We start from the raw sequence: 23,536 nt of genomic DNA on the forward strand, positions 1-23,536 counted from the left end.
AGGCCGTCGCTCCACGACGAAACGTGGAGAGGGCACGCGAGGTCGACCGCACGAGGCGGTCGCCAAGAGGCCAGTGTACGCCTCCACCCCGCCACCCGACCTCTGGGTACACACCCGCGTCCTCCCACCCTGCAAGAAGGTAGGGGCCCCGGGGCGGGGCGCCTGGCCAGCGGAGTGGCGGGTGGAGCGGGGCACCGGGTGGAGCGGGGTGCCGGGTCAGCGGGCGGCGAGGGCGGCGGCGACGAAGAGGACCAGCCCGACGGTGAGGTAGGCGGTCGGCGGGCGCAGCCAGCCCCGGCCGCTGTCGGCCATCGCCAGGCCACCGGTCCGCAGCCCGTACAGGCCGCCGGCGAAGATCGGCAAGCCGACCACCAGGAAGGTGCCCACGACGACGTGTGACGCCGGGACCGGGTCACCGGTGAGGCCGTGTAGCAGCACCCGCAGCGCCGGGACCTCGAAGACCAGGACCAACAACCCCAGCAGCACCGCCAGCGCCGGCCGTCGGGTGCTGTAGACGCCGTCGGAGGCCGGCCCACCCGTCCGGTACGCCCCGTCGGCCGGGCCGTCCGGGCGGGGCGTCACCGGGGTCATCGGGCCGGTCGGCACCTCCAACGGGGAGGGCTCCGCCGGGCGGTGGGGCTCGATGATCGGGTAGCCGCCCAACGCCGCCGGCCGTGCCGGATCGACACGTTCGGATCCACCCGTCGACGGGCCGACACCGCTGACGCCCAACATGCCGGAGTCGGCGGCGAACCGGCCGGTGCCGCTGTCGCTCCCGGCGAGGCGACCGGTCCCGGGACTGCTCAACCGGCCCGTCCCGGTATCACCGACACCCCGGCCCGCCCCGGTGTCGGTCAACCGGCCCGTCCCGGTATCACCGACACCCCGGCCCGCCCCGGTGTCGGTCAACCGGCCCGCCCCGGTGTCACCGACACCCCGGCCCGTGAGGCCGCCGAGCAGGCCCACACCGCTGTCGCCGACACCCCGGCCGGCGACGCCGCCGAGCGGACCCACGCCGCTGTTCCCGAGCGGGCCGACGTCGCTGGTTCCGGCCTCCCGGGCGGCGCGGCGGCCGACCCGGTCGGTGGGTAGCTCACCGGAGACGTCCGGGTCGTCCCGGCGGGACCGGGTCGGCCGGTATCCGACGCTGTCGCCCCCGCCGTCACCCAACGGATCGGCTGCGTCGAAGCGTCCCGAGTCGTAGCGGCCCGCCTCCGCGTACCGGCCCTCCTCTGCAGCCCGCTGGTCGGGGGTACGCGACTCGTCGTCGCGCCGGCGCACCCCGCTCGCCGTCCGCCAGTCCGAGTCGTCGTACCCGGGTTCCCGACCGGCCGGGTACCAGCGTGACTCCTGATCTTCGGGGTAGCTCCGTCGTGCGTCCACGTCCGGCACCGTATGCGACCGCCTCGCCGGGCGCCATTCACAGGTCGGACCGGCCGGACTGGCCGTCAGGGCACCCGGCGCGGGCCACCTCGACGGACAGGGCCGGCGTGGGTGACCTCAGCGGGCAGGCCGGTGCGGTCGGCCACCAGGGCGGGAGTTCACCCGGACGCCCATACCACGCCAGGACCTTGATCGTCCGGCCGTCCACAGGGCGCCACGTCGTCCACAGGCACGGAAACGGGTGTCGCACCGGTCCCCGCCCCACCCGCAGCCTGACGGGCATGACGAAGCGGAACCAGGCGGTTGGCGCGTACGGCGAACAGTGCGCCGTACGGCACCTGATCGGGGCCGGGCTGCGCCCGGTGGCCCGCAACTGGCGCTGCCGGGAGGGCGAGATCGACGTCATCGCCTGGGACGGCCAGGTCCTCGCCTTCTGCGAGGTGAAGACCCGGCGGGGCGACGCCTACGGCAGCCCCGCCGAGGCGATCGTCCCGGCCAAGGCCCGACGGTTGCGCGGCCTCGCCGCCAGGTGGTTGGCCGAGACCGGGACCACCGCCGACGAGGTGCGCTTCGACGTCCTGTCGGTCCGACTGCCGATGGCCGGCGCGGCCCGGGTCGAGCATGTCAAGGGAGCCTTCTGATGACCGACGGCCGCACCGCCGCCGACCCCACGACCGGCAGTCTCACGACCGGTGACCGCACGAGAGGCGCCTCGCGGTGAGCTACGCCAAGGTGCTCTCGGTCGGACTGGTCGGGGTCACCGGCCATCTGGTCGAGGTCGAGGCGGACCTCTCCCCCGGGCTGCCGGCGGTGGTCATCTCGGGTCTGCCGGACACCGCCCTGCACGAGGCACGGGACCGGGTCCGCGCGGCAGTGGTCAACTCGGGCCAGCGCTGGCCCAACCGTCGGATCACCCTCAACCTGCTCCCCGCCACGCTCCCCAAGTACGGCTCGGCGTTCGACCTGGCCATCGCGGTCGCGCTGCTCGGTGCCGCCGGTGAGCTGCCGCTGCTGCCGATGGAGGGGGTGGCGGTCCTCGGCGAGTTGGGCCTCGACGGCACGGTCCGGCCGGTCCGCGGGGTGCTGCCGATGGTCACCGCCGCCGTGCGGGCCGGCCTGGACCGGGTGGTCGTTCCGGTGGGGAACGCGGCCGAGGCGGCGGTGATCCCCGGGGTACGGGTTCGCGCCGTGGACACCCTGCACCGGCTCGTCGCCTTCGTCCGGGACGGCACCGCCCTGTTGGAGCCGCCGCCCGCCGCCCCCGCCGAGACGCCGTCCGGGCCGGATCTGGCCGACGTCGCCGGGCAGGGACTGGGCCGGCGGGCGTTGGAGGTGGCGGCGGCCGGCGGGCACCATCTCTCCCTGTTGGGGCCGCCCGGTGCCGGCAAGACGATGCTCGCCGAGCGGTTGCCGTCGATCCTGCCGTCGCTCGACGACGACGACGCGCTGGAGGTCACCGCGCTGCACTCGATCGCCGGCACGCTACCGCCGGACGGGCGACTGCTGCGCCGGCCGCCGTTCCAGGCCCCGCACCACTCGGCCACCGTGCCGTCGCTGGTAGGTGGTGGTTCGGGGCTGGCCCGGCCCGGCGCGGTGTCGCTGGCCCATCGGGGGGTGTTGTTTCTCGATGAAGCCGCCGAGTTCAGCAAGGGTGCCCTGGAGGCGTTGCGCCAACCGTTGGAGAGTGGGCACGTCCACCTGACCCGGGCCAGAGGGCGCACCCGGTACCCGGCTCGGGTGCAGTTGGTCCTGGCCGCCAATCCCTGCCCCTGCGCGAAGCCCGGCGGCGACGCCCTGTGCGAGTGCAGCCCGCTGGTACGGCGGCGGTACCTCGGCCGGCTCTCCGGTCCCCTGCTCGACCGGATCGACATCCAGGTCAGGGTGCTGCCGGTGGGGGCGGCCGAGCTGATGGGCACCGACCTCGACGGCGAACCGTCGGCGGCGGTCGCCGCCCGGGTGGCGGTGGCGCGTGGGGCTGCCGCCGAACGTTGGGCGCCGGCCGGGCACCGGCTCAACGCGGAGGTGCCCGGCCCACTGCTGCGCCGGCCACCGTGGCGGCTCGCCGGCCGGGCCACCGCCGAACTGCGGGGCCGGCTCGACCGGGGCTCGCTGTCTGCCCGGGGCTTCGACCGCATCATCCGGCTCGCCTGGACGATCGCCGATCTTGACAGCCGGACACGGCCCGATCTTGAGGATGTCCGGGAGGCCACCGGACTCCGGACGGGGGAGGAAGTGTGAACAGCACCGATGACCTGCACGCCCGGGTGGCGCTCACCTGGCTGGCCGAGCCGGGCACCCGGCTGGTGCACCGGCTGGTGGGCCGGCTCGGTCCAGTCGCCACGCTGGACCTGCTGCTCGACGGCGGCGCACCCGACGAGACGTTGCGGGCGGCGGTGGCGGCCCGGCTGCACGCGGGGGATCCCCGGGCGGTGGCCGCCGAGGCGGTGGCGCTCACCGACCGGCTCGGCGCTCGGATCATCGCGCCGCCGGACGACGAGTGGCCCGCCCCGCTGGGCGACCTGGAACGGCTGGTGCTGCCCGGGGCGAGCCGGAAGGTCGACCGGGAGACCGCCCCACCACTGTGCATCTGGGTACGCGGCGGGTGGCCGCTGGCCGAGGTGCTGGACCGCTCGGTCGCGGTGGTCGGCGCACGGGCCGCCACCGGGTACGGCGTACACGTCGCCACCGAGCTCGGGTACGGCCTGGCCGACCGGGAGTGGACGGTGGTCTCCGGCGGCGCGTTCGGCATCGACGCCGCCGCCCACCGGGGCGCGTTGAACGCCGGTGGGGTGACGGTGGCGGTGCTGGCCGGTGGGGTGGACCGCCCCTACCCGATGGGCAACTCCGCGCTGTTCGACCGGATCGCCGAGACCGGGTTGCTGATCAGCGAGTGGTTGCCGGGAGCGGAGCCGTTGCGTCCCCGCTTCCTGATCCGTAACCGGGTGATCGCCGCCGGCACCCGGGGCAGCGTGCTGGTGGAGGCGGCGGCACGCAGCGGCGCGGCCCAGACCATGCACCGCGCGATCGCCCTGCGACGACCGGCGATGGTGGTGCCCGGCCCGGTCACCTCGGCGCTGTCCGTCGGCGCGCACGAACTGCTGCGGGACTACGCGCACACCCGACTCGTCACCGGGCTCGCGCACGTGCTGGAGGAGGTGGGTCGGATCGGGGCGGACCTGGCACCACCGGCCAGGGGCGCGGAACGCCCGACGGACGTCCTCGACGACGAGGCGGCCATGCTGCGCGAGTCGATGCCCCGACGCGGCACGATCGGCGCGGACGCGCTCGCCGCCCGGGCCGGCGTGCCGGTCCGGACGGCGTTGCGCAAGCTCGCCCTGCTGGAGGAGCTGGGCCTGGTGACCCGCCGCGACGACGGTTACGCCCTCACCCGACCGCAATCGTCCAGGGGTTGAGGATGCCTCGGTGAGCAGTTCGACCCCACCGGTCGTTCAACAGCTTGACGAGCAGCGGATTCACCGCTATTCATCGGCCGCGGGTGAGGCCTCTCGTCCACAACGGAAGGGCTAGGTCGGTGCAGGCCGTCGGTCGCGCTGGCCCCGTGGTCGACACGGGTGCGATGATCGCTACCGTGTCGATTCCCCGTCGTTCCGTGCTCGGTCTCGGGTTCGCCGCCGCCCTCGGGTTGGCCGGCTGCGCCAAGAACCCGCCCACCGGGCCGGCCGGCTCCTGGGCCACCGCCGTGCCGGGTGACGGTACGCAGGGCGGCCAGGGTGCTGCGGCGGCCAACCGTGCGGGAGCCGCAGCCCGGGGCACCGCCCCGGTCCCGGCCAGCAAGCCGCGTACCCTCACCGTGGCGCTCCAGCGTTACCTCCAGCCCACCACCGAGAACCCGAAGCATCCGACGTACGCCGGGGCGGTGGTGCTGGCGGTGACCGACGGTGAGCCGACCGACCACCTGGCGGTCGGTGAGGCGCTGCGCTACGACGCCGGGCCGGTGCTGCTGCCCGCGGCGAAACGGGTCGCCATGCGCCCCGACTCGATCTTCGACCTGGCCTCGCTCACCAAGGTCTACACCGCGATCCTCACCCTGCAACAGGTCGACGCCGGCCGGATCGACCTGGACGCGCCGGTGGTGCGCTACCTGCCCGAGTTCACCGGCACCGGCAAGTCCACCGTCACCGTGGCGATGCTGCTGGCCCACACCAGCGGCCTGCCGGTCGGTGCGAAGGTCACCGGTTACGCGACGATGGCCGAGCGGTGGCGCGCGGTGCTGACCACGCCGCTGGTCAGCGGTGCCATTCCGGGCACCGTGTTCCGTTATTCCAGCGTCGGCCTGATGGTGGCCGGGAAGATCGTCGAGAAGGTCACCGGGCTCAGCCTCGACCGGGCCCTGAAGACCCACCTGACCACCCCGTTGGGGCTGCGCCACACCGGGTTCAACCCCAACACCTGGCTCGGCACGGCCGACCGGGCCAACCGGCTGGTCGCCACCGACGCCCGCTCCTCCCGGGGGCTGCTGCGGGGCGTGGTGCACGACGACGTCGCCAACCACCTCGGCGGCATCGCCGGCCACGCCGGCATCTTCGCCCCCGCCGAGGAGGTCGCGGTCATCGGGCAGCTGCTGCTCGACGGCGGCAGCTACGGCGGGAAGCGGATCCTCGCCGAGGGCACCGTCGCCCGGATGCTGCGCAACGCCAACACCGGGCTGCCCGCCGTCGACCCGGACCGGCCGAACCGCACCTCCGACCACGGCCTCGGCGTGGTGCTCAACCAGCCCTGGTTCATGGGCAAGCTCGCCCGCACCACCACCTTCGGGCACACCGGGTTCACCGGCACCTCGTTCCTGGTCCAGCCCGACCGACGCCGGGTGCTGGTGCTGCTCACCAACCGCGCCCACCCGAACTGGAGCTGGGCCGACCCGGACCCGGCCCGGGTCGCCGTGGCCGACACGTTCGCCTGAGCCGTCGCCCTGCCCGCCGGCGTCCGTAAGCTGTGCGGGTGGCCCCGGACGACCGCTCGCTCCCCCGTCGGTCACCGCCGACGTGCGGGCGTCGCCACCTGTCGACCACTGCGGAGGCGGCTCGATGAGTCGACGCGGTGCGGGCACCCGGGTCACCCACCAGGCGCTTCCCCCGGCGATGCGGGACGCGGTGGACGAGTTCGCCGCCCACCTCGCCCAGGTGCGCAACCGGTCCGCGCACACCGTCCGGGCGTACGTGGCCGACCTGGTCTCGCTGCTCGACCATGCCGTCCGGATGGGCTGTGCCGAGCCCGCCGACCTGGAGCTGGGCGTGCTGCGTAGCTGGCTGGCGAAGCAGCGGACGACAGGCGCGGCGCACAGCTCGTCGGCCCGGCGGGCCGCCGCGGCGCGTACCTTCAGCGGTTGGGCGCACCGGTCCGGCCTGCTGGCCACGGATGTAGCCGCCCCGCTGGCCACCCCGAAGGCCCGTCGGGAGCTGCCGGTCGTGCTCCGCGCCGACCAGGCCGCCACCCTCGTCGAGGCCCCGGGCGACGGCGGGTCTTCCGGACCGGGCGGTGCCGGTGGCCCCGGGTCGCCGGGGACGGCCACGGCGGCCGATCCGGTCCTGTTGCGCGACCGGGCGTTGCTCGAACTGCTCTACGCGACCGGCGCGCGGATCAGCGAGGTGTGCGGGTTGGACGCCACTGACGTCGACCACGAACGCCTGGTGGTCCGGGTCCTCGGCAAGGGCAACCGGGAGCGGACGGTCCCGTACGGGCTGCCGGCCCAGCGGGCGATCGACAGGTGGTTGGCGGTCGGCCGGCCCGAACTGGCCGGCCCGACCTCCGACCGGGCGCTGTTCCTCGGCACCCGGGGCGGGCGGCTCCATCCCACGACGGCCCGCCGGATCGTCGCCGGTTACGCCCGGGCCACCGGGCTGCCGCCGACCAGCCCGCACGGGCTGCGCCACTCGGCGGCCACCCACCTGCTGGACGGCGGCGCGGACCTGCGGGCGGTGCAGGAGCTGCTGGGGCACTCCTCCCTGGCGAGCACCCAGATCTACACCCACGTGTCGGTGGAGCGGTTGCGCGCCGCCTACCGCCAGGCCCACCCCCGGGCCTGACCACGTCGGGCCTGACCCACCCCGGGCCTGACCCACGCCGGGCCAGGCGCACGCCGGGCCAGGCGCACGCCGGGCCAGGCGCACGCCGGGCCAGGCGCGTCACGCAGACGGGTCGCAGTGACCGGCGACGATCGGTCCGCCGGTCACCGGGGTGCCGGCTACGATCATCGGATGAGCGTCCCGCCGCCGCCCGAGCCGATTCCCGGGGCCCGACTGCTCTTCACCCTCGACCCCTCGGTCAGTTATCTCAACCACGGCGCGTTCGGCGCGGTGCCGATCGGGGTGCAGCGGACCCAGCAGCGGCTGCGCGACGAGATGGAAGCCAACCCACAGCGCTTCTTCGGCCAGGCGCTTGTCGACCGGCTGGCCCACACCCGGCGGCACCTGGCCACCTTCCTCGGCGCCGATCCGGAGGGCACCGCCCTGGTCGGCAACACCACCACGGGGGTGGCCGTGGTGCTCCAGTCGCTCGGCCTGCGCCCCGACGACGAGGTGCTCGGCACCGACCACGGGTACGGCGCGGTGAACTACTCAGTCGCCCGGGAGTGCCGGCGTACCGGTGCCACCACCCGGAGCCTGCATCTGCCCCGGTCGGCCACCGACGGGCAACTCGTGGAGATCGTCCGGGCCGGGCTGCGGCCGGGGCGGACCCGGTTGCTGGTGGTCGACCAGCTCACCTCGGCCACGGCCCGGGTGCTGCCGGTCGCCGCGCTGGTGGCCGTGGCCCGGGAACACGGCATTCCCGTGCTGGTGGACGCCGCGCACGTGCCGGGGATGCTGCCGGTCCAGGTGGACGCGATCGGGGCAGACTTCTGGGTGGGCAACCTGCACAAGTGGGGGTACGCCCCGCGCGGCACCGCGGTCCTGGTGGTCGCCCCGTCGTGGCGGGAGCGGATCGAGCCGTTGGTGGTCTCCTGGCAGCAGCCGAGCGGCTTCCCGGGAAACGTCGAATGGCAGGCCACCCTCGACTACACCGGCTGGCTGAGCGCCCCGGCCGGCCTCTACACGCTGCGTAGCCTCGGGGTGGACCGGGTCCGCGCGCACAACGCCGCACTGGCCGCGTACGGGCAGCGGGTGGTCGGGGACGCGCTCGGGGTGCCGCCGGCCGACCTGCCCGACCCGGGCGGGCCGGGGGTGGCGATGCGGGTCGTGCCGTTACCACCGGGCATCGCCGGCACCCTGGAGGAGGCGGGGGCGTTACGGACCCGGATCGCCGAGCGGCTCGCCACCGAGGTGTCGGTGATGGCCTGGCACGGTCAGGGCTGGCTCCGGCTCTGCGGCCAGGTCTACAACGCCCCCGACGAGTACGAGCGGTTGGCGGCCCGGCTGCCGGCGTTGCTGGCCAAGGGCTGACTGGCCGGGAGGCTGGCCGGTCGGGGGTCGACTGGTCGGGGCTGCTCGGATGCCGGGGCGCTGACCACAGCGGCAGGGTGCCCACCCCTCCCGCCGGGCAACCCCGTCCGGCCCCTCGCCCCACCGCCGACCGGTGTCGGAGTCGTCGCCCCGGGTCAGTCGACGCCCGGAGGCGGCGTCGCCGTCCCGGGGCCGCCGACCGTCGACGTCGCCGGCCCGGCCCGAACCGTCGTCCTGGGAGAAGCCCACGTCGACGCGTGCGGCCACCGGCAGCAGGCGGACCGGGCCGAGCCCCAACAGGGCCAGCGGGTCGAGGTATTCCGGGCCCCGCCGCGCCCCCCAGTGCAGGCAGCTCCCGGTCGGGGCGGCGGCCCTCGCCGTGGGGCAACCCGGATGCCCGGCCAGCAACACGCCCAGCGGCGCGCCGGCCGCCACGACGTCACCGGGGTGGACCTCGGGGTGGACCGGCTCGTAGGTGGTCCGCAGACCCCCGGGGTGGCCGACGGTGACCACCGGCCGGCCGGCCACCATGTCCGCGAAGAGCACCGTGCCTGCCCCGGCAGCCCGGACGGTGGCGCCGGGCGCGGCGGCGAGGTCCACGCCCCGGTGGCCGGGAAGCCACGGCAGCGGGGGCGGGTCGAACCGGCGTACCGGCCGGGGTGGGCCGTCGAGGGGCCACCGGAACACCGGTGCCGGCTCGACCCGGGTCGGGACGGAGGGTGGCGGGGTGGCCCGCCCGGGGAGCCAGTGGGCGCCGATGACGAGCACGGCGACCCCGAGGGCCACCGTCTGCCGCAGTCCTGTGAGCATCACCGCAGCATGTCCGGATCGGCCGACCGGTGCCACGGACCGGTTGTCCGCTGTGGACGAAGGGACCGGCTGTGGACAAGGCCCGCCCGGCCCGTCGATCTGCTATGACACACCGGGCGGCGGGGGTCCGCCGGTCTAGGCTGGCGGCATCACAGGCGGGTGCCGACCGGGAGGCCACCGATGACCACCATGGACGAGGTGAGCCGGCCGTCGCGGGTCGCCGGGGCGACCGAGGCGATCAGCCCGGAGGAGCTCCAGCTCGCCGCCCGCAACCACGGCATCCCGCTCGAAGCGCTGCGCTACGACGTCACCCCGGCCGGGCTGCACTACCTGCTCATCCACTACGACATCCCCGATCTCGACCCGGTGACCCACCCGCTGACCGTGGACGGCGCGGTACGTCGGCCGCTCCGGCTCGGGCCGGCCGAGTTGCGCGAGCGCCCCCGGGTGACCCGCCGGGTCACCCTGGAGTGCGCCGGCAACGGCCGAGCGCTGCTGCACCCCCGCCCGGTCAGCCAGCCGTGGCTGGTGGAGGCCGTGGGCAACGCCGAGTGGACCGGCACCCCGTTGGCGCCGTTGCTGCGTGAGGCCGGGCTCGCCCCCGAGGCGGTGGACGTGGTGTTCACCGGCGCCGACCACGGCGTGGAGCGCGGGGTCGAACAGGACTACCAGCGGGCCCTGCCGGTCGCCGACGCGCTCCGCGAGGAGGTGCTACTGGCGTACGAGATGAACGGCGCTCCCCTGCTGCCCCAGCACGGCGCACCGCTGCGGCTGATCGTCCCCGGCTGGTACGGCATGGCGCACGTCAAGTGGTTGCGCTCGATCACGGTGCTGACCGGGGAGTTCGACGGTTACCAGAACGCGGTGGCCTACCGGCTGCGACGCGATGCCGACGACCCGGGGGTGCCGGTGACCCGGATCGAACCCCGGGCGCTGGTCCGGCCACCGGGTTTCCCGGACTTCATGTCCCGCAGCAGGGTGCTGCGTCCCGCGCCGTGCACCGTGGACGGACGGGCCTGGTCGGGTCACGGCCCGGTGGTGGCGGTGGAGGTGACCACCGACGGCGGGGTGAGCTGGACGCCGGCCACCCTGGACCCACCGAGCGGCGGCGAATGGTCCTGGCGACGCTGGCGGTACGAGTGGACGCCGCAGCCCGGCCGCTACTCGCTCGGGGCGCGGGCGACCGACGCGTCGGGGCGTACCCAGCCGGTGGAGCAGGAGTGGAACCGGGGTGGTTTCGCCAACAACCTCGTCCAGCGGTTGGACGTGCTCGTCGTCGCGGAGTGAGGCCGGCGGGGCGAGCCCCGGCCCGGCGTCGGCGGGTGGGATGCCGACGCGGGGCGGGGATCAGCTACCGAAGCCCGAGTCGGCGGGCAGCGAGATGTCGGGCTTCTCCAACTCCTCGACGTTGACGTCCTTGAACGTCATCACCCGGACGTTCTTGACGAAGCGGGCGGGGCGGTACATGTCCCAGACCCAGGCGTCGTGCATCTCGACCTCGAAGTAGACCTCGCCGTCGGAGTTGCGCACGTGCAGGTCCACCTGGTTGGCAAGGTAGAAGCGGCGTTCCGTCTCCACCACGTAGGAGAACTGACGGACAATGTCGCGGTACTCCCGGTAGAGCTGCAGCTCCATCTCGGTCTCGTACTTCTCGAGATCTTCCGCGCTCATCGCACTCCGCCTTCCATGACCACATCTTCCCCCACCGGTGCCGGAGGCCGAGGCTGCTCGCCCAACGCCACGCCGACGGTACCCCCTGACGAGCCCGAGCGCTCCATCGGCTCGGGAGCAGCTGCGTCGAACGGCCGGCGGGCCCGGGGCGGGGCGCCCTCCCGGCCGGAGACGGCAGCCACATTGACGTACGAGAACCGGTGCTCCACGCAGGGCCCGCGCTCGCGCAGCGCCTCGGTGTGCTCGGCCGTGGCGTACCCCTTGTGCTCGGCGAAGCCGTAGCCCGGATGGCGTCCGTCCAGCTCCACCATGAGCCGGTCCCGGGTGACCTTGGCCAGTACGCTGGCCGCCGCCACGCAGGCCGCCACCCGGTCGCCCTTCCAGACCGCCAGCCCCGGCACGTCCAACCCGTCCACCCCGAAGCCGTCGGTGAGGACGTAGTCCGGCCGGGTGGTCAGCAAGGCCAGGGCCCGGCGCATCGCGGCCAGGTTGCACACGTGCAGCCCCCGGGCGTCGACCTCCTCGGCCGGGATGACCACCACCGAGTACGCCAGGGCGCGGGTGACCACCTCGGCGTACACCCGCTCCCGGCTCGCCGGGGTGAGCAGCTTGGAATCGGCAAGTCCCTCTACCTCACCGCGCCGCCCCTCGGGGAGCACCGCCGCGGCGGCCACCAGCGGGCCGGCGCAGGCCCCCCGGCCGGCCTCGTCCGCCCCGGCGACGTGCCGGAAGCCGCGGCGTTGCAGGGCCCGCTCCAGCGCGTAGAGCCCACCGTCGCGGCGGACCACCGTGCGCGGCGGGGTCAGCACGACGCCCCCGGAACCGGGACCGTGGCGGCGTCGCCGTCCAGCACCCGCGCCAGCAGGGCCGACAGGTCGGCCGGGTAGCACCGCTCGGCGGTGTCGGCCAGCTCGGCCGCCGACCACCAGCGGTGCCCGGTGACGCTGGCCCGCTCGATCTCGTCGAAACCGGCCGTGTCCACCTCCCAGGCGGGCACCCGGACCACGAAGAACTCCTGTTCCTGGCGGTACCACACGCCGTCGAAGGGAAACTCGATCGTCTCGTACCGGACCGTCGCGCCCAGCTCGGCCGGGGTCAGCCGCAGCCCGGTCTCCTCGGCCAACTCGCGGGCCGCACCGGCCGCCGCGGACTCCCCCGGGGCGAGCCCACCGCCGGGGGTGAACCAGTACCGGTGACCCGGACGGGCCGGATCGGTGCCGGCGAAGAGGAGCACCCGGCCGGACGCGTCGACGAGCAGCACGCGTGCCGCGCGCCGGGGGTGGAAGACGGTCACCGTATTAGCCTGCCAGACGACACCTGCTGTCGGCCACGCCCCGGCGGGCCGAACCGGTTCAGGGGTTGGGAATCCCGTCGAACGACTTGGGCACGGTCAGCCAGGTGGCCCGGTCGAACGGCCAGAAGACGGTGAAGGCCCGGCCCACCACCTCGCCCTCGGGGATGGTGGCGCTGTCGATGTTGCGACCTGACTGCTGCCAGTGCTCCAGGGAGTCGCCGGAGGCCGAACGGTGGTCACCCATCACCCAGAGCCGCCCCGGCGGGACGGTGATGTCGAACTCCTGGTCGGCGGGCTTGTCCTGCTGCCCGTTGGCGGAGTAGACGTACGGCTCGTCGAGGGACCTGCCGTTGATCGTCAGCCGCTCCTGCGCGTCGCAGCAGACCACGTGGTCGCCGCCGACCCCGATCACCCGCTTGATGAAGTCCTCACCGTCGGGGTTGCCGCTCCACTCGGTCGGGGCCTTGAACACCACCACCTCGCCACGGTGCGGTGAGCGGAAGTCGTAGACCAGTTTGTTGACCAGCACCCGATCGTCGATCTTGAGGGTGTTCTCCATGGACGGGGACGGGATGAAGAAGGTCTGCAGCACGAATGCGCGGACCAGCACCGCCACCAGGATCGCGACGCCCAGGAGGATGGGCAGCTCCTTCCAGAAGGAGCTACGCGGCTTTTCGGTCTGCTCGTCAATCACGGGTGGAGCCTACGTCGCCGGAGCCGAACGGGCCGCCCGGAACGCCGGAGGTGGTCCGGGCACCGGGAATGCCAGGGCCGGTCCCGGCACAGACGCGGTGGCCCGCCGGAGCCTCCGGGACCGCGCGGCCACACCTGCCGCCCGGACCGGGCGACGGCGGAGAGCAGGGCGACGACCGGGAGGAGCAGGGCCACGTCACCGGACGGGGTGGGCCGCACCGGCGCCGGAGCGGGCGCAGCGGCGGAGCCGGCCAGCCGTTCGAAGGTGGCCGGCACCGGCAACGACGTCCACCGGGACGACGGCCACACCACCATGAACGCCCGGCCCACCACGTTGTCGATCGGCACCGGGCCCTGGCAGCGGGCATCCTGGGAGACCAACCGGTGGTCACCCATCACGAAGATCTGACCGGGGGGTACGACCACCTCGTCGAACCGGCGGGACCGGCACTCCTTCGGGTTCGGCGGCACGTCCAGGGGCGAGTCGCGCACCACGTAGGGCTCGTCCAACGGGATGCCGTTGACCAGCACCCGACCCTGGTCGTCGCAGCACTTGACCCGGTCGCCGGGCACCCCGATCACCCGCTTGATGAAGTCCTTCTCACCGGGACGGCTCACGCCGATCAGGTCGCCGAGGGTACGCCCGATCTTGCCGGCGGCGCCGGTCGGTGGCGCGGGGCTCTCCTGGGCGACCCACTTGTCGGTGCCCCGGAAGACCACCACCTCGCCGCGCAGCGGGTCGCGGACGTCGTAGACGACCTTGTTGACCAGGACCCGGTCGCCGATGAGGAGGGTGTCCTCCATCGAACTGGACGGGATGAAGAAGGCCTGGAGCAGGAAGGTGCGGATCAGCACCGCGAGACAGAAGGCCACGATCAACAGGAGCGGCAACTCCTGCCAGAGGGGCATCTGCCGACGGGTGGGCCGGGCCCGCCGACGCCACGGGTCGGCTGTCTCGTTCGAGTCAAGCACCTGCACCACGCCACTCCCCGGTCCGCAGAAACGACACTACCGCCCGGGAGCCTCGTCGAGGCCCCACGGGCGGCAGTGGACGATCGGAGCACCGCAACCTGGGTCGCGGTGCCACCTGCCGGTCTGCGCCCGTACCGATCAGCGTAATGCGCTCTGGTCGATACGACATCCGCGCAGCTCAGGCGGCGTGGCGATCGGGAAGTCAGCTGGGCTGCTTCTCCCGCTTCTCCTTGATCTTGGCCTTCTTGCCGCGCAGCTCGCGCAGGTAGTAGAGCTTGGCCCGGCGCACGTCGCCACGGGTCACGATCTCGATCCGGTCGATGCCGGGGCCGTTGATCGGGTACGTCCGCTCCACACCCACCCCGAAGCTGACCTTGCGGACCGAGAAGGTCTCGCGCAGACCGTCACCCTGGCGGCGGATGACGACGCCCTGGAAGATCTGGACCCGGGACCGGTTGCCCTCGACGACCCGCGCGTGCACCTTGACGGTGTCACCGGCACGGAAGTCGGGGAGGTCGGTGCGCTTCGACTGGGCGTCAAGGGCGTCCAGGATGTTCATCGCTGCGTCCTCGTGATGCTCACGGCGCACCGTCAGTCGGTGCGCGGATGGGTGATTCTGATCCCCGGACGGTGGTCGGCCGGGCCGACCCCGGTCGGGAATCCTCGCAGCCACCCACGGGCGCGGGCGGATGCGGCAACCCCCCTACTTTGCCACATCCTCCGCGGGCAGCGGAAACCCACCCCGCTCCAAGGCGACGACGTCCCGTTTGTCCAGGACCTCCGGGGGCAGCGCGGCGATCATGTCGGGCCGCCGGGCGGCCGTCCGGGTCAGCGCCTCGTCGCGCCGCCAGCGGGCGATCCGCCCGTGGTCGCCCGAGCGGAGCACCTCGGGCACCTCGTGCCCCCGCCAACTCGCCGGCTTGGTGTACATCGGGGCTTCCAGCAGGCCGTGGGCGTGCGACTCGTCGTCAAGCGAACCGGCGTTGCCGAGCACCCCCGGCAGCAGCCGGGTGACCGCCTCCAGGACCACCAACACCGCGACCTCGCCGCCGAAGAGCACGTAGTCGCCGAGTGAGACCTCGGTGACCCGCAGCCGGGTCGCGGCGTGGTCCAGCACCCGCTGGTCGATGCCCTCGTACCGGCCGCAGGCGAAGAGCAGGTGCGACTCGGCGGCCAACTCGTGCGCCATCGCCTGGGTGAACGGCTCGCCCGCCGGGGAGGGCACCAGCAGCCGGGGCAGGGTCAGACCGTCCGGGGCCAGCTCGTCGGGGGCCAGCGCGTCCAGCGCCGCACCCCACGGCTCCGGCCGCATCACCATGCCCGGCCCGCCGCCGTACGGCGTGTCGTCGACCGTGCGGTGCACGTCGTGGGTCCAGCTTCGCAGGTCGTGTACGGCCAGCCGGAGCAGACCCTGCTCACGGGCCCGCCCGATCAGGGACAGGTCCAGCGGGGCGAAGTACTCCGGGAAGATCGACACGATGTCGACGCGCATGTGGGTGGCTTCCGGTCTAGAGGTCGAGCAGACCGGCCGGCGGGTCGACGACGACGCGTCCGCCGGCGAGATCGACCTCCGGGACGATCGCCTTGACGAACGGGATCAGCGCGGTACGCCCCTGCGGGCGACGCAGGACGAGCAGATCGGAGGCGGGCGCGTGGTCGATCTTGGCCACCTCGCCGAGGTGTTCCCCGGCCGGGGTCACCACGGCCAGACCGACCAGCTGGTGGTCGTGGAACTCCTCAGGGTCCTCCGGTGGGGCGACGGAGGCGCTGTCCACCCCGAGCAGGGTGCCGCGCAGCGCCTCGGCGGTCTCCCGGTCGAGCACCCCGTCGAAGGCCACCAGCATCCGCCCCTGGTGCCAGCGGGCCGCCTCGATGGTCAGCTCGCCGGGAACCTCGTACACCGCCCCCGGCTCGGCGGTCGGGGCCGACTCGGTGGCCGACCCCCCGGCAGCGCGGGGCGGCGCGGCACGGGGCGTCGCCCCCGGCTCGGTGCACAGCACCGCGCCGGGGGCGAACCGCGCTTCGGGCTCGTCGGTCCGCACCTCCACGGTGACCTCACCGCGGATGCCGTGCGGCTTGCCGATCCTGCCGACGATGAGCAGCATCAGTACGAGTCGACGATGTCGACGCGTACCCCGCGTCCACCGATGGAGCCGATCACCTGACGCAGTGCCTTGGCGGTCCGGCCGGACCGCCCGATCACCGTGCCGAGATCCTCCGGGTGCACGCGGACTTCCAGCCGCTTGCCCCGACGGGAGTCGACCATCCGGACGCGCACGTCGTCCGGGTGGTCGACGATTCCCTTGACCAGGTGCTCCAGGGCGGGACGCAGCGGCATGTCAGGCCTGCTCACCGGCGTCGGCAGCAGCGGCCGGGGCCTCGGCCGGAGCCTCGGTCTTCTCGGCCGGGGTCTCCGGGGCCTCGGTCTTCGGGGCCTCCGCCTTCGGGGCCTCGGTCTTGGCGGCCTTCCGGGCCGGCTTGGCCGGGGTCTCCGGAGCCAGGCCGGCAGCGGCCTTCGCCTCGGCCTCGTACGCCGCCTTGCGGTCGGCCCGCTCGGCGGCGACCTTCAGCGGCGGCGGGGCCGGCAGGCCCTTGTACTTCTGCCAGTCACCGGTCAGCTCCAGCAGACGCTGGACGGCCTCGCTCGGCTGCGCGCCGACCGAGAGCCAGTACTGGACCCGCTCCGACTTGACCTCGATGATCGAAGGATCTTCCTTCGGCTGGTACACGCCCACGAACTCGATCGCGCGCCCGTCACGCTTGGTGCGCGAGTCGGCGATGACGATGCGGTACTGCGGGTTGCGGATCTTGCCCATCCGCAGGAGCCGGATCTTTACGGCCACAGTTGTTTCGCTCCTGTTGCGATTTCACCGACCCGGCTACGGGCGGTGCACGGGTGAGCGTCGACCGGCACAGTGGGGTTGGGCCGGAGACTGCTCGGGTGGACTGACGACGCGCCCGGGTTAGAGGGCGCCGAACGCGCGTCGGATACCAGCGACCTATTGTGCCAGACAGCTCGCCGGACGCTCACATCGACCCCGGCCGGCGCCCACCCGACCGGGATTCATGTGAGCAGCGACACACTCACCGCGCCGGCGGTCGGTCCCAGCCGGGTGGCAGGCCCTCCGGGGGCGTCCAGTCGGCCGGCGGAGTGAAGTCACACCAGGTGCCGTCGAACGGGAACTCCCCCGACTCGACGAGGGCGATCACCCGCTCCCCCTCGGCCCGGACCGCCTTCTCGTCGGTCACCCAGTAGTGGCCGGGGAAGGCGAGCCGCTCGGTGAACTCGTCCTCGTCCTTCCACCGCCAACCGAGGTCGGGGCGGACCACCACGTCCAGGTCCTGGTCGACAACGTCCACCCCGGCCACCGGCCCGTCGTCCCACCGGACACCGGGCTCCTCCAGGTTGACGTACCACTCGGCGAAGCGCTCCTGCGCGTCGCGGAAGAACCAGACCGAGTGGGCCGCCCCGGCGGGCAGGAACTCCAGCAGGGGAGGACCGTCCCACCGGCCCTGGGCCAGCCGGTAGGACGAGGTGATCCACTCGGTGAAGGGCATCGCCCGCATGCCCAGCCCCGCCTCGGAGACCTCGTGCGCCACCGGCGAGTCCCGGGCCACCCAGAGCAGCAGGCCCCGGTCGTCGTCGAGGACCACCCGGGCCGGTCGGACCCAGCCGATCCGGCCGTGCCGCACGTTCCGGTGCATGATCAGCCGACCTGGCTCGAAACGCACCCACACCTCCACAGGTCAGAGCGGGCCTCCCGCCCACCACCGACTGGCCGCGACCGGTGCGCGGCGGGCGGAGGGCGGTCCGACGGGTGTGCCGACGTCGCTCAGTAGGCGCGGGCCAGGATGGCGACGAGGTCCGGCTCGTCCTCGCTGTCCGGGACGGAACCGTCGGCGCGCAGCAGGCAGCGGACGGTGACGCCCTGGCCGTTGGCCTCGGCCTCGCCCGGGACACCGACGGCCGACCACGGCACCATGGCCCAGCCGGTGGCGGCCGCCTCGATCGCCTCGGCGAGGGTCGACACCTCGACGGTCCGGGAACGTCGGTGGGCGAGCGCCTGGTCGTGCAGCGCCCGCTGGTCGGCCTCCAGGGCGGCCAGGACCGCGCCGACCACGTCCGCGACCGGGGTGGGCGCCTTCGAGCCGTCCGTACGCCGGACCACCACCGCGTTGCCGGCGGCCAGGTCACGGGGGCCGACCTCGACGCGTACCGGATAGCCGCGCAGCTCGGCGTCGACGGCCCGGCGGCCGAACGCGGTGTCGGTGCGGTCGTCGAGCGCCACCCGGACGCCGGCGTCGCGCAGCGCGTCGCGCAGCGTGGCCGCCGCCTCGCCCACGCCGTCGCCCGCCTTGACGATCATGACGTACGCCTGGATCGGGGCCAGCCTCGGCGGCACCCGCAGACCGTTGTCGTCGCCGTGCGCCATGATCAGGCCGCCGAGCATCCGGGTCGAGGTGCCCCAGGAGGTCGTCCAGGCGTGCTCCCGGCCACCCTCGGCCGAGGAGTAGCTGATGTCGAACGCCTTGGCGAAGTTCTGCCCCAGCTCGTGACTGGTGCCCAGCTGGAGCGCCTTGCCGTCACCCATCATGCCTTCGCAGGTGTAGGTGGCGGTCGCCCCGGCGAAGCGCTCCCGGGCGGTCTTCAGCCCGACCACCACCGGGATGCCCAGAACGTTGACCATCAGATCCTCGTACGCCTCGTGCAGGATCCTGCGGGCGTAGGCCCGCGCGTCCTCCCGGGTGGCGTGGGCGGTGTGCCCCTCCTGCCAGAGGAACTCGCTGGTCCGCAGGAAGATCCGCGGGCGCAGCTCCCAACGGACCACGTTCGCCCACTGGTTGAGCAGCAGCGGCAGGTCGCGGTACGAGTCGATCCACTTGGCCATGAACTCGCCGATCACCGTCTCGCTGGTGGGGCGCACCACCACCGGCTCGGCGAGCTGCTTGCCACCACCGTGGGTGACCACCGCCAGCTCCGGCGAGAAGCCCTCGACGTGCTCGGCCTCGCGCTTGAGGTAGCTCTCCGGGATGAACAGCGGAAAGTACGCGTTCTCCGCGCCGGCCGCCTTGATCCGGGCGTCCATCTCGGCCTGCATCCGCTCCCAGATGGCATAGCCGGCCGGACGGATGACCATGGTCCCCCGGACCGGGCCGTTGTCGGCCAGCTTCGCCTTGGCGATCAGGTCCTGGTACCAGCGGGGAAAGTCCTCCGCACGGGGAGTGAGCACACGAGCCATGACCGCAGATCCTATGCGCCCCGCCCGGGGACGACGCGCTCGGGCGCGACATCACCCACATCCCACCCACCGAACCGCCCCGCTCCCCCGCCCCTGACGCTCCCCCGCCCCACACCCCACGACAAGATCGTGCTACTTCCGGGATGTAGTGGCATCCCCGAGCCGCGAGGCCACTACATCCCGGAAACATCCCGGACAACGCCGTTGCGTTAACGCCGTGGGCGGCTGGTCAACCCGGGACAGGAAGTGCCAGATCGGGGAGCGGGGTGGGCCCGCTTGGCGATCATGGAGTGGTGGTGCCGACTTTGGGGGTTTTACAGGCGTTCTGTCACCCACCACAACTCCATGATCGGCGAGGCAGCGCTGGTTGACGAACAGCCGTTCCACCTAACGCAACGGTGTTGACATCCCGGATCGAGCACGATCTTGCCCGCGGGCAGCAGGCGGCGGGCAGGGGACGGCGGGCGGCGGGGGTGACGGGCGGGAACCGCAGGTGGACGGTGGGACCGCGGCGTGGGGAGCGGCAGGTGGGAGTGGGGCGGGGTGGGAGTGGGGTGGGGGTGGGGTGGGAGTGGGGTGGGAGTGGGGTGGGAGTGGGGTGGGGGTGGGGGCGGGGGTGGGAGTGGGGTGGGGGTGGGGGTCAGCGGACCACCCGGCCGCGCAGGATGATGCGGGAGGGGTTGCGCACCACGCTCAGGTCGCGGCGCGGGTCCTCCGGGTAGACGACCAGGTCGGCCAGCCCACCCTCGACAAGGCCGGGGAAGCCGAGCCATTCCCGGGCCCGCCAGGAGGCGGCGGCGAGGACGTCCACCGCCGACATGCCGGCCTGCTCGTGCAGCAGCAGCATCTCCTCGGCGGCCAGTCCGTGGTCGATGCCGCCGCCCGCATCGGTGCCCACGTAGATCGGCACCCCGGCCTCGTGGGCGGCGCGGACCACGGCAGGGAAGCCGTCCCGCAGGGCGAGCATGTGGTCGGCGTACCCGGGGAACCGGGGGCGGGCCCGGTCGGCGATGCCGCCGAAGGTCCGAATGTTGATCATCGTGGGGACCAGCGCGGTGCCCTGCCGGGCCATCAGGTCGATCAGGTCGAGGCTCAGTCCGGTGCCGTGCTCCACCGAGTCCACCCCGGCCCGCACCATGATCTCCACCGCCGACTCGCTGAAGGTGTGCACCGCGGCGCGTACCCCGGCGGCGTGTGCGGCGGCCACCGCGGCGGTCATCGTGTCGGCGTCCCAGGCCGGCGCGAGGTCGCCGACGCCGCGGTCGATCCAGTCGCCGACCAGTTTGACCCAGCCGTTCCCGGCGGCGGCCTGCGCGGCCACGGTCGCGGCCACCTCCGCCGCGTCGACCTCCAGACCGATGTCGCGCAGGTAGCGCTTCGGCGGGGCCACGTGCCGGCCGGCGCGGGCCAGTCGCGGCAGCTCCGGTTCGTCGTCGAGTTCGGGGTACGGGTACGGCGAGCCCGCGTCCCGCAGCGCGAGCACCCCGGCGTCCCGGTCGGTACGGGCCGATTTCCGGGCCTGGTCGAGGGAGGTGATCGGGGTGCCGCCCCGGGCGATGCCGAGGTGGCAGTGGGCGTCGACCAGACCGGGCAGCACGAATCCACGGTCGACGACCGTCTCCGCCCCGGGCACCGGGTCGAAGGTGACCCGGTCGGCGTCGAGCCAGATGTCGCGTACCTCGTCTTCGGGCAGGAGCACACCGCGCACATGCAGAGCCATGCGCACAGTCCTACCCGATCACTGCCCGTCGGGGGCGAGCAGGTCGTTCTTCCGGGCGGTCAACGCCGGCAGGTCGACGGAGACCTTCCACGGCTGCTCGGTGACGAAGAGGTCATCGGTGTGGGTGACCTGCTCGTACTCGCGGTTGGCACCGAGCGTGTACTCGGTGAGCGTGAGCCGGTCCTGGAGCGGGTCGAGCACCCAGTAGGACCGGACACCGGCGTGCGCGCAGACCTTCGCCTTGTCGTACATGTCGCGGAAGGTGGAGGTGGGCGAGACCACCTCCACGGCGAGCAGTGCGTCCTCGACCGGGACCGGCGATCGGCCGGCGTGCTTGCGACGAATGACGACCACGTCGGGACGCGGCTCGTTGCGGCGGTCCACCCGCATCGACAGGTCGAAGCTCACCAGCTACTCCGGCGGGCAGTTGACTCGAAGCGCAAGCAGCAGCTCGACACACAGCTCTTGGTGCATGGCAGTCGGCGACGGCACGATCAACCTTCCGTTGATCAGTTCGTACGGAAGGTCCTGCGGCAGGTCGCCGAGGTCGTCGACCGTCCACTCGTGCCGTTCGGGCAGGATCGGGGCCGCGGTCATGACATCTCCTTCCAGGGGGCGGCAACCACCCTAGGCTCCGGAATCGTCACCCACCGCCACCGACACGCGTCAGCGGGGACGGTTGTCGCCCTTGCCGAGCTTGTTGAAGTCGATCTTCGGCAGCTTGAAGCCCGGCGGCAGGCCCTGACCCCCGGCCAGGTCTCCCGGGTCCATCCCCGGGGGAAGCTGCGGCATGCCACCGGGGAACCCGCCCGGCAGCCCGGCCCCCGCACCACCGCGTGGCCGGTTGCCACCCTTGGTGCCCTTGCGCTTGTTCTTGGGCGACTTGGTGGCCTTGCGGCGACCCCCGCCGGGCAGGCCCATCATGCCGCCCATCTGCTTCATCATCTTCTGTGCGTCGGCGAAGCGGTTGAGCAGCTGGTTGACGTCCATCACGGTGACCCCGGAGCCACCGGCGATGCGGGCCCGCCGGGATCCGTTGATGATCTTCGGGTTGGTCCGCTCGGCCGGGGTCATCGACCTGATGATCGCGGTGACCCGGTCGAAGTGCTTGTCGTCCAGCTCGGCGAGCTGGTCCTTCATCTGCCCCATCCCGGGCATCATGGCCAGCACGTTGGCGATCGGGCCCATCCGCCGCACCGCGATGAGCTGGTCGAGGAAGTCCTCCAGGGTGAACTGCTCACCGCCCATCAGCTTGGCGGTCATCTTCTCCTTCTGATCGGAGTCGAAGGCCTGCTCGGCCTGCTCGATCAGAGTGAGGACGTCGCCCATGCCGAGGATCCGGCTGGCCATCCGGTCGGGGTGGAAGACGTCGAAGTCCTCCAGTTTCTCGCCGGTGGAGGCGAAGAGGATCGGCTGGCCGGTGACCTCCCGCACCGACAGTGCGGCGCCACCCCGGGCGTCACCGTCGAGCTTGGACAGCACCACACCGGTGATGCCGACGCCGTCGCGGAACGCCTCGGCGGTACGGACCGCGTCCTGACCCACCATCGCGTCGATGACGAAGATGACCTCGTCGGGGTCGACCGCGTCGCGGATGTCGGCGGCCTGCTGCATCATCTCGGCGTCGATGCCGAGCCGGCCGGCGGTGTCGACGATGACGATGTCCCGGGCGGCCCGCTTCGCGTGCTCGATCGAGGCGCGGGCGACCTGCACCGGGTCGCCGGTGCCGTTGCCGGGCTCCGGGGCGTACACCTCGACGCCGGCACGGCCACCGAGCACCTGGAGCTGCCCGACGGCGTTGGGGCGCTGCAGGTCGGCGGCGACCAGCAGCGGCTGGTGCCCCTGGGCCTTGAGCCAGCGGGCCAGCTTGCCGGCCAGGGTGGTCTTGCCCGAACCCTGGAGACCGGCCAGCATGATCACCGTCGGTGGCTGCTTGGCGAACTGGAGCCGTCGCCCCTCGCCGCCGAGCACGTTGATCAGCTCGTCGTTGACGATCTTGACGATCTGCTGGGCCGGGTTGAGCGCCTGGGAGACCTCCGCGCTGCGGGCCCGCTCCTTGACGTTCGCGATGAATCCCTTGACCACCGGCAGCGCGACGTCCGCCTCCAGCAGCGCGAGGCGGATCTCGCGCGCGGTGGCGTCGATGTCGGCGTCGGTGAGCCGGCCCTTGCCGCGGAGCTTGGTGAAGATTCCGGACAGGCGGTCACTCAAGGTGTCAAACACGCGAACATCCCGTTTGTCGTTTTCCGGCGGGCACAACGCGGCCGGGCAGAAGTCCAGCCACCGCTAGGGTAGCCCGCCACCCGCCACCGCGCTCCGGCCCCGCCCAGCCACCGCGCTCCGGCCCGCCCAGCCA

At 73.2% G+C, this 23,536-nt stretch carries 23 protein-coding genes and 2 pseudogenes; 7 read left to right on the forward strand and 18 right to left on the reverse strand.

Going from position 1 to position 23,536, the window contains the following annotated elements:
- Positions 1–216: 216 nt before the first annotated feature.
- On the reverse strand, positions 217–1,383 hold the full coding sequence (locus tag OHQ87_RS17305; protein ID WP_328339088.1) for a hypothetical protein: 1,167 nt from the start codon (positions 1,381–1,383) through the stop codon (positions 217–219).
- A gap of 281 nt (positions 1,384–1,664) precedes the next feature.
- Between OHQ87_RS17305 and OHQ87_RS17310 the strand changes: the two genes are divergently transcribed.
- The 6 genes from OHQ87_RS17310 to OHQ87_RS17335 all read left to right on the forward strand — a co-directional run bounded on the left by OHQ87_RS17310 (position 1,665) and on the right by OHQ87_RS17335 (position 8,780).
- The gene (locus OHQ87_RS17310; RefSeq protein ID WP_328339090.1) at positions 1,665–2,024 is read left to right on the forward strand and encodes a YraN family protein; all 360 of its coding nucleotides are present in this window, start codon (positions 1,665–1,667) and stop codon (positions 2,022–2,024) included.
- A 76-nt stretch (positions 2,025–2,100) separates the two neighbouring features.
- Positions 2,101–3,621 (forward strand): YifB family Mg chelatase-like AAA ATPase, encoded by a 1,521-nt coding sequence (locus tag OHQ87_RS17315; protein ID WP_328339092.1) that lies wholly within the window; start codon positions 2,101–2,103, stop codon positions 3,619–3,621.
- Positions 3,618–4,796, forward strand: coding sequence for a DNA-processing protein DprA (locus OHQ87_RS17320; protein ID WP_328339094.1), 1,179 nt, complete (start codon positions 3,618–3,620; stop codon positions 4,794–4,796). The genes OHQ87_RS17315 and OHQ87_RS17320 overlap by 4 nt, the downstream gene beginning before the upstream one ends.
- 176 nt (positions 4,797–4,972) lie before the next feature.
- Complete coding sequence (locus tag OHQ87_RS17325; protein ID WP_328339096.1) at positions 4,973–6,304, forward strand: serine hydrolase domain-containing protein; 1,332 nt, start codon at positions 4,973–4,975, stop codon at positions 6,302–6,304.
- Between the two features lie 124 nt (positions 6,305–6,428).
- Complete coding sequence (locus OHQ87_RS17330; RefSeq protein ID WP_328339098.1) at positions 6,429–7,427, forward strand: tyrosine recombinase XerC; 999 nt, start codon at positions 6,429–6,431, stop codon at positions 7,425–7,427.
- A gap of 171 nt (positions 7,428–7,598) precedes the next feature.
- Positions 7,599–8,780, forward strand: coding sequence for an aminotransferase class V-fold PLP-dependent enzyme (locus OHQ87_RS17335; protein ID WP_328339100.1), 1,182 nt, complete (start codon positions 7,599–7,601; stop codon positions 8,778–8,780).
- A 264-nt stretch (positions 8,781–9,044) separates the two neighbouring features.
- On the opposite strand, the pseudogene OHQ87_RS17340 reads toward OHQ87_RS17335, so the two are convergent.
- Positions 9,045–9,590 (reverse strand): annotated as a pseudogene (locus OHQ87_RS17340) (murein hydrolase activator EnvC family protein); the annotation flags it as partial.
- Between the two features lie 180 nt (positions 9,591–9,770).
- Here OHQ87_RS17340 and OHQ87_RS17345 point away from each other — a divergent pair.
- A complete protein-coding gene (locus OHQ87_RS17345; RefSeq protein WP_328339102.1) occupies positions 9,771–10,877 on the forward strand; it encodes a sulfite oxidase in 1,107 nt (368 codons plus the stop codon).
- Between the two features lie 60 nt (positions 10,878–10,937).
- On the opposite strand, the gene OHQ87_RS17350 is transcribed toward OHQ87_RS17345, so the two are convergent.
- The 16 genes and pseudogenes from OHQ87_RS17350 to ffh all read right to left on the reverse strand — a co-directional run bounded on the left by OHQ87_RS17350 (position 10,938) and on the right by ffh (position 23,403).
- Entirely contained in the window at positions 10,938–11,261 is a 324-nt protein-coding gene (locus OHQ87_RS17350) for a DUF2469 domain-containing protein (protein WP_011905215.1), read from the reverse strand.
- Entirely contained in the window at positions 11,258–12,070 is an 813-nt protein-coding gene (locus OHQ87_RS17355; RefSeq protein WP_328339104.1) for a ribonuclease HII, read from the reverse strand. Before OHQ87_RS17355 ends, OHQ87_RS17350 begins: the two co-directional genes overlap by 4 nt.
- Positions 12,064–12,555: an NUDIX hydrolase gene (locus OHQ87_RS17360; protein ID WP_328339106.1), complete on the reverse strand. Its 492-nt coding sequence runs from the start codon at positions 12,553–12,555 to the stop codon at positions 12,064–12,066. The genes OHQ87_RS17355 and OHQ87_RS17360 overlap by 7 nt, the downstream gene beginning before the upstream one ends.
- 58 nt (positions 12,556–12,613) lie before the next feature.
- A complete protein-coding gene (lepB, locus tag OHQ87_RS17365; protein WP_328339107.1) occupies positions 12,614–13,249 on the reverse strand; it encodes a signal peptidase I in 636 nt (211 codons plus the stop codon).
- Positions 13,250–13,398: 149 nt separating this feature from the next.
- A pseudogene (lepB, locus tag OHQ87_RS17370) lies at positions 13,399–14,229 on the reverse strand (signal peptidase I); the annotation flags it as partial.
- A 193-nt stretch (positions 14,230–14,422) separates the two neighbouring features.
- Entirely contained in the window at positions 14,423–14,779 is a 357-nt protein-coding gene (gene rplS / locus OHQ87_RS17375) for a 50S ribosomal protein L19 (protein WP_091245871.1), read from the reverse strand.
- Positions 14,780–14,923: 144 nt separating this feature from the next.
- Entirely contained in the window at positions 14,924–15,712 is a 789-nt protein-coding gene (gene trmD / locus OHQ87_RS17380) for a tRNA (guanosine(37)-N1)-methyltransferase TrmD (RefSeq protein ID WP_328339111.1), read from the reverse strand.
- A gap of 16 nt (positions 15,713–15,728) precedes the next feature.
- Complete coding sequence (gene rimM / locus OHQ87_RS17385) at positions 15,729–16,322, reverse strand: ribosome maturation factor RimM (RefSeq protein ID WP_328348894.1); 594 nt, start codon at positions 16,320–16,322, stop codon at positions 15,729–15,731.
- Positions 16,323–16,324: 2 nt separating this feature from the next.
- Positions 16,325–16,585, reverse strand: a complete 261-nt coding sequence (locus OHQ87_RS17390; RefSeq protein WP_172862164.1) for an RNA-binding protein — start codon at positions 16,583–16,585, stop codon at positions 16,325–16,327.
- The gene (rpsP, locus tag OHQ87_RS17395; RefSeq protein WP_328339113.1) at positions 16,560–17,063 is read right to left on the reverse strand and encodes a 30S ribosomal protein S16; all 504 of its coding nucleotides are present in this window, start codon (positions 17,061–17,063) and stop codon (positions 16,560–16,562) included. The genes OHQ87_RS17390 and rpsP overlap by 26 nt, the downstream gene beginning before the upstream one ends.
- Positions 17,064–17,304: 241 nt before the next feature.
- Positions 17,305–17,952: a DUF402 domain-containing protein gene (locus OHQ87_RS17400; protein WP_328339115.1), complete on the reverse strand. Its 648-nt coding sequence runs from the start codon at positions 17,950–17,952 to the stop codon at positions 17,305–17,307.
- A gap of 101 nt (positions 17,953–18,053) precedes the next feature.
- Positions 18,054–19,460 carry a proline--tRNA ligase gene (gene proS, locus OHQ87_RS17405; RefSeq protein ID WP_328339117.1) on the reverse strand — a complete coding sequence of 469 codons (1,407 nt, stop codon included), beginning with the start codon at positions 19,458–19,460 and terminating at the stop codon, positions 18,054–18,056.
- Between the two features lie 640 nt (positions 19,461–20,100).
- Positions 20,101–21,180, reverse strand: coding sequence for an amidohydrolase family protein (locus tag OHQ87_RS17410; RefSeq protein WP_328339119.1), 1,080 nt, complete (start codon positions 21,178–21,180; stop codon positions 20,101–20,103).
- 18 nt (positions 21,181–21,198) lie between these two features.
- Positions 21,199–21,588 carry a Uma2 family endonuclease gene (locus tag OHQ87_RS17415; protein ID WP_328339121.1) on the reverse strand — a complete coding sequence of 130 codons (390 nt, stop codon included), beginning with the start codon at positions 21,586–21,588 and terminating at the stop codon, positions 21,199–21,201.
- A 3-nt stretch (positions 21,589–21,591) separates the two neighbouring features.
- Positions 21,592–21,777, reverse strand: a complete 186-nt coding sequence (locus tag OHQ87_RS17420) for a hypothetical protein (RefSeq protein WP_328339122.1) — start codon at positions 21,775–21,777, stop codon at positions 21,592–21,594.
- 69 nt (positions 21,778–21,846) lie between these two features.
- Positions 21,847–23,403 carry a signal recognition particle protein gene (ffh, locus tag OHQ87_RS17425; RefSeq protein WP_328339123.1) on the reverse strand — a complete coding sequence of 519 codons (1,557 nt, stop codon included), beginning with the start codon at positions 23,401–23,403 and terminating at the stop codon, positions 21,847–21,849.
- Positions 23,404–23,536 lie beyond the last annotated feature (133 nt).

The sequence above is a fragment of the Micromonospora sp. NBC_00421 genome, from assembly GCF_036017915.1.
GTDB lineage: Bacteria > Actinomycetota > Actinomycetes > Mycobacteriales > Micromonosporaceae > Micromonospora.